Annotated in this window: 5 protein-coding genes; 4 read left to right on the top strand and 1 reads right to left on the bottom strand. The window is 42.3% G+C overall.

Features of this window, described 5'->3' with window-relative positions; all coding sequences use genetic code 11:
- On the bottom strand, positions 1 to 936 hold a 936-nt coding region (locus IH879_13960; GenBank protein ID MCH7676040.1), incomplete at its 3' end, for an IS1634 family transposase.
- A 283-nt stretch (positions 937 to 1,219) separates the two neighbouring features.
- Here IH879_13960 and IH879_13955 point away from each other — a divergent pair.
- The 4 genes from IH879_13955 (at position 1,220) to IH879_13940 (ending at position 4,940) form a co-directional block, all read left to right on the top strand.
- On the top strand, positions 1,220 to 1,816 hold the full coding sequence (locus IH879_13955) for a sigma-70 family RNA polymerase sigma factor (protein ID MCH7676039.1): 597 nt from the start codon (positions 1,220 to 1,222) through the stop codon (positions 1,814 to 1,816).
- A gap of 20 nt (positions 1,817 to 1,836) precedes the next feature.
- Positions 1,837 to 2,478 (top strand): zf-HC2 domain-containing protein, encoded by a 642-nt coding sequence (locus tag IH879_13950; protein ID MCH7676038.1) that lies wholly within the window; start codon positions 1,837 to 1,839, stop codon positions 2,476 to 2,478.
- Positions 2,479 to 2,848: 370 nt separating this feature from the next.
- Entirely contained in the window at positions 2,849 to 3,778 is a 930-nt protein-coding gene (locus IH879_13945; GenBank protein ID MCH7676037.1) for a hypothetical protein, read from the top strand.
- A gap of 37 nt (positions 3,779 to 3,815) precedes the next feature.
- Complete coding sequence (locus tag IH879_13940; GenBank protein ID MCH7676036.1) at positions 3,816 to 4,940, top strand: DUF3179 domain-containing protein; 1,125 nt, start codon at positions 3,816 to 3,818, stop codon at positions 4,938 to 4,940.
- Positions 4,941 to 5,010: the final 70 nt, after the last annotated feature.

Below are 5,010 nucleotides of genomic sequence, written 5' to 3'. Positions count from 1 at the left end.
CTTCTTCAGCAGGCTTTTGGGGGTGCCAATGATATAGCGTCGGCCCTTCTGCTTCAGGAAGTCAATGTTTTCGTCGCTGACCATACCGCGATCCATCACCCAGATGCGGTCGGCAGCGCCATAACGCGTTTCCATCTTCTCGACGATTTCTTCCACTGTGGTGCTGTCGTGACGGTTGCCAGCAAAGACTTCATAGCCCAGAGGAATGCCTTCTTGGGTGACCACTAAGGCGATGCAAACTTGCTTGCAATCCGGGCGCTGGTCACGGGAGTAGCCGCGTTTCGCCTGCGAGTTGCTTGCCGCTTCGCCTTCGAAATAAGTTGAGGTGACATCGTAGAGGAGCAAGTCGTATTCGATATTGAAGAGTTCACCAAAACGCTGTTTCAAATGTTTCTCAAGCGCCTCTTTGTGGGGCAGAAGCTGGTCCAAAGCCCGGTAGAGACGGTTGTCATAGACCAGGTCATTGGGGATACCCATTAAATCGGCCAATGCGGTATGGCCATAAAAATGTTCAGCAATGTAAAGCTCACTTTTGGGCTCACAAAAGCGGGCAATGGTCAAGATGCAAGCCAAGTCGGCCCAGGGAATCTTTTCTCGACCGGCCGGCATCACCTGCTGAAAAAACGCGACCAGTCCCAGACGCTTCAAAAGCTCAAGGGCCAGCCAAATGTCGCCAAAATCACGCACCCGCTCGGTACGGACACCCCGAACGTTGACTTCGACCCACTCCGGTTCGAGCTTCTCGTACAGGTCGGCCTGGTGGTCCGAACGACCTTCTGCTGCTTTCCGGACTCCTAAACGACCGGCTGCGTCCATTTCACCGAGGTAGGCAACCACATGTTGGCGGGGGCCGCGTTCGGTTCGACGAGATTCAACCAGCGCCCAGTAGGCGTGGGTCTTGCCATCTTTTTTGCGAGTAATCTTTCTTATGTACATAGACATAAGATACGAAGTAAAACTAACAAAATCAATAGGGTAGGTCTTCACTACACTGGCCTTTCTAAGAGCTTGAACTCACAAACAACAAAAGGAAAAAATCCTTAGCCTTAAAAAATATTTATCGTGAAATGAAGTGTCGAAGTTGGGCTAACAAAGAACCAAAAAATTTGACTATGTTGTACAAACCCAAGTTTGTCTGGGAATAATAAATTGAATAATCATGTTGATTCTAATTAAATCAGTTAAGCCGCTTTCTTAAAGCAGTTCATCTCCTTTAAATATGTTAGAAAAGCAAAGACAAGTTGACAATTCTACCTTAGTGGGAAATGAATTTCAAGCGCTTGCTTTTGAGCATGTGGACTCACTTTACAATACTGCTTTAAGAATGACCAAAAATGCTCTTGATGCAGAAGATTTGCTTCAAGATGTTTATCTGCGTGCCTTTAGGTTTTTTCACAGGTTTGAAAAGGGCACGAATTTTAAAGCCTGGATATTTAAGATTTTAACCAATACTTATATCAATCAATATAGAAAGAAGATAAACAAGCCGTACCATGTCGATTTAGAAAAAATCAAATATAATTATGATATCAAAGAAGCAACAGCTCAGACCAGCGCTCAGGAATCTGAACGATTAGATTACGAAACATTGTTCGACGATGAAATTAAAAATGCATTACAACAAATTCCGGATGAATTCAGGGTGGTCGTGTTACTTGCCGATGTTGAATCGTTTTCATACAAAGAAGTCGCTAAAATTATTGGATGCCCTATCGGAACAGTGATGTCCCGACTTTCGAGAGGGCGGAAACAATTGCAGAATTATTTGAGAGAATATGCTAGGAAAGGCGGCTTCATAAATAAAATAGAAAATTAGGTCTTGAAGGAGATGTTGAAATGAAAAGTAAATGCGACAATTTTCCAGTTTTAATTACCCGTTACATCGATGATGAGTTAGATGTTTCGAGAAAAAATGAAGTTAAAATTCATTTGCGAGAATGCTCCGAATGCCATGAAACCTACGAGCAGGAAACGCAGGTCAAGAAACTCCTGCGAGAGAGACTTTCGATTGTAAAAGCTCCGGCCTATCTGAGAAGCAGGATCCGCCGCAATTTAATTCGCAATGGGAACCGACCGGGTTTTTGGCAGCTCGTGCATTCTTTGTTTCTTTATCGACCGGTGACGGCGTCCTTCGTCATGGCGCTGATAGCCTTCATGGTTTTTCTACCGACCGTTCAATTGCTGGACAATCCTTTTAATGTTGCAGAAGAACAAGCAAAGACGGCGCAACTAAAAGGCGAGATAATTTGTCTCGATTGTGAATTTCGATCTAAAAGCGGGGTGAATCCCGCGCATGACCCACAAGTGCATCGCCATGGGTTGAAAGCTGAGGACGAATCTATTTGGACATTTGTCCAGGCAAGTTCAAATAATGAGCTTTTACAAGACCCAAAATTGCTCAGAAAAAAGGCACTCGTCTCCGGTATCCTATTTCGGAAGTCACAATATATTTATGTTCAGGAATATGAATTGCTTTGATTCTTATTTAAAAATTATTAGCTCTATCTATAGCCCCTGAAGTTACTTCAGGGGTTTTTTTACAAAATGCGCACCGGGAATATATCAAAAAATTAAACTGTTCAGAGGTTTGCATACTTAAAATATTCTTTTTCCTTTAGATAAAAATAAACAACACCTGCTCACTCAATCTTCTGACATAAGAACGTGCTTAATATATTTTGTCAATTTTTTTTTATGCCATTTTAAATTGAGGGCGAGTTCACGATCAAGGATGTCCCTGCTGGTTCTTACAAAGGTACAAGCCTGGCATGAAGTTTTGGGCAATCTGGAAAAGAGATCGATGTTCAGGCTGGTAAACCTGTTCAAGTTAACTTTGAGATTCTACTAAATGAATAAAAATCGTATGTTTTTAAGGCCTGCTACTCTAATACTCAAGATTTTATCAACATGGGTCTTTAGTCTTGTTCTCACCACCAATTCATATGCGGGCGCCTGGACTTTAAAAAGAGACCAACTGTTGGTGAAGACTTCTTTCTTGTATCAAAAAACGCAAGATCGCTATTATTCAAGAAATACACCCTGTCCACTCGGACACGTATGCACAAGTAGCGGTCAACGGGTTCCGTTTCCCTTTAATGGCGAAAGCCAAGTCACCGCTGTTTATATCGATTTTAACTATGGTTTAACAGATGGATTAGAGTTAAGAGTCCAGATTCCATATTTTATTATTGAGTTCGAAGATCTGGCAAATCCTGAACGGTTGGAATCCACCGACGTCGGTGACATCCGGTTTGGGGCACGATATCGCTTTTTAACCAATCCATTTGTTTCTACTCTTAGGGTTGAGGCTAAAGCGCCCACAGGGTTTTTTAATAAGGATTCAGAAGTCGTCCCGATCGGCGATGGTCAATGGGACCTAGAATTTATGGGTCAGTTTGGTCGATCCCTGTGGCCAGTTCCTGCTTATGTGAATCTAGATGTTGGTTATCGACTCAGGTTCGCGCCTGACATCGCAACCTCGACTCTAGAGCCCGGCAACGAATTCTTTTTTCGAGGTGAGGGAGGATATAATGTGTTGAAAAATTTGCTCCTTAAGGTTGCTCTAACCGGCTTATATAGTGAAAAATTTGTTGTTGAGAACCTCACAATTCTTGATTCTCAAAGGAGGGTCCTCTTCTTTGAGCCCGGAATTTATTTGAAAGTTAAGGAAAATTTGGCGTTTGAATCTTCAATCCAATTTAGTCTTTCTGGGAAAAATTATACCGCAGGCCAAGTTTTTAATCTTGGAGCATCATACACGTTTTCTTTAATTAAATAGGGGTACCTTGCAAAACTATAATGAAGTAGGTGATTCAATGTTTAGAAAAATAAGTTTTCTTTTACTAATTCTTTCAGTTACAATAGCCTTGATTTCATGCCAGTCTGAGGATAAGGCGCTTAATCCAGTTGGTAATAATGATCCTGATCCTGATTCAGATTGGAATATACCAGAGAATCAAATTTTCTCCGGTGGTGTACCTAAAGATGGCATTCCCTCTCTTTTCAGTCCCGAAACCATTCCTGCAGCTCAAGCTGGTTTTATCGATGATAAAGACCTAATACTAGGTATTGTAGTCGATGGCGTCGCCAAAGCTTACCCGCACCAAATATTGGATTGGCATGAAGCTGTGAATGAGGAGTTTGCTTTGAACAACTTCTTAACAGTCAGTTATTGCCCATTAACCGGAACGGCCATCGTTTTTGATGGCAACATCGCCGGTTTAAGACTAACATTTGGCGTCTCCGGGTTACTTTATAACAACAACCTTATCATGTTTGACAGGCAGACGGACAGCCATTGGCCACAAATGCGCCTACAAGCCGATCAGGGAACATTGAGAAATACTAGGCAAATAGTTTATCCCTCGATAGAAACTTCTTGGGGTAGTTGGAAGAAGCTCTTCCCTAATACGGTGGTTCTCTCCACAAATACTGGACACAATAGGCCTTATAGTACTGCTGGTTCGGCTTACCCAGGTTATTCAAATCTAAATTCCGCACCATTTTTTGGAGTTAGCTTTTTAGATGATAGGTTGCCTCCAAAACAAAGAGTACATGGGGTCTTTTCTGGAGAGGTGCCGGATAGCTATGAAACAAAAGTATATTTAATTGACTTATCGCAGGATTCACGACTCATCAATGATTCGATTGATGGCAGTCCGATTCTAGTTGTTGATAGCGGTAAGGACAATTTTGTGGTTTCCTATTTACGAACACTGGTGGACGGCCAAATTCTGACATTTAGCTTAGACGCCAGTTCGGGCGATTTCCCATTTACGTTCAAGGACAATGAAACCAGTTCCACCTGGAGTGTATTAGGAGAGGCGATTACTGGACCCTTAGCAGGAGCGAAATTGGAAAAGACAAAATCGTTTAATGCTTACTGGTTTGCATGGGGAGTATTTTATCTCGACGCGGAGATTTATCAGGAAAACGATTAGCTTTACTTTATCCCTTCGAATTTTTCTTAACTACGTTTAATTGCCTTAAGTGGGCGTTCAGATTAAAGCC

Source organism: candidate division KSB1 bacterium, from assembly GCA_022562085.1.
Taxonomy (GTDB): domain Bacteria; phylum Zhuqueibacterota; class Zhuqueibacteria; order Oceanimicrobiales; family Oceanimicrobiaceae; genus Oceanimicrobium.
Note: the sequence above shows the minus strand (reverse complement) of the source record. Positions and strands in the feature narration are given on the sequence as shown.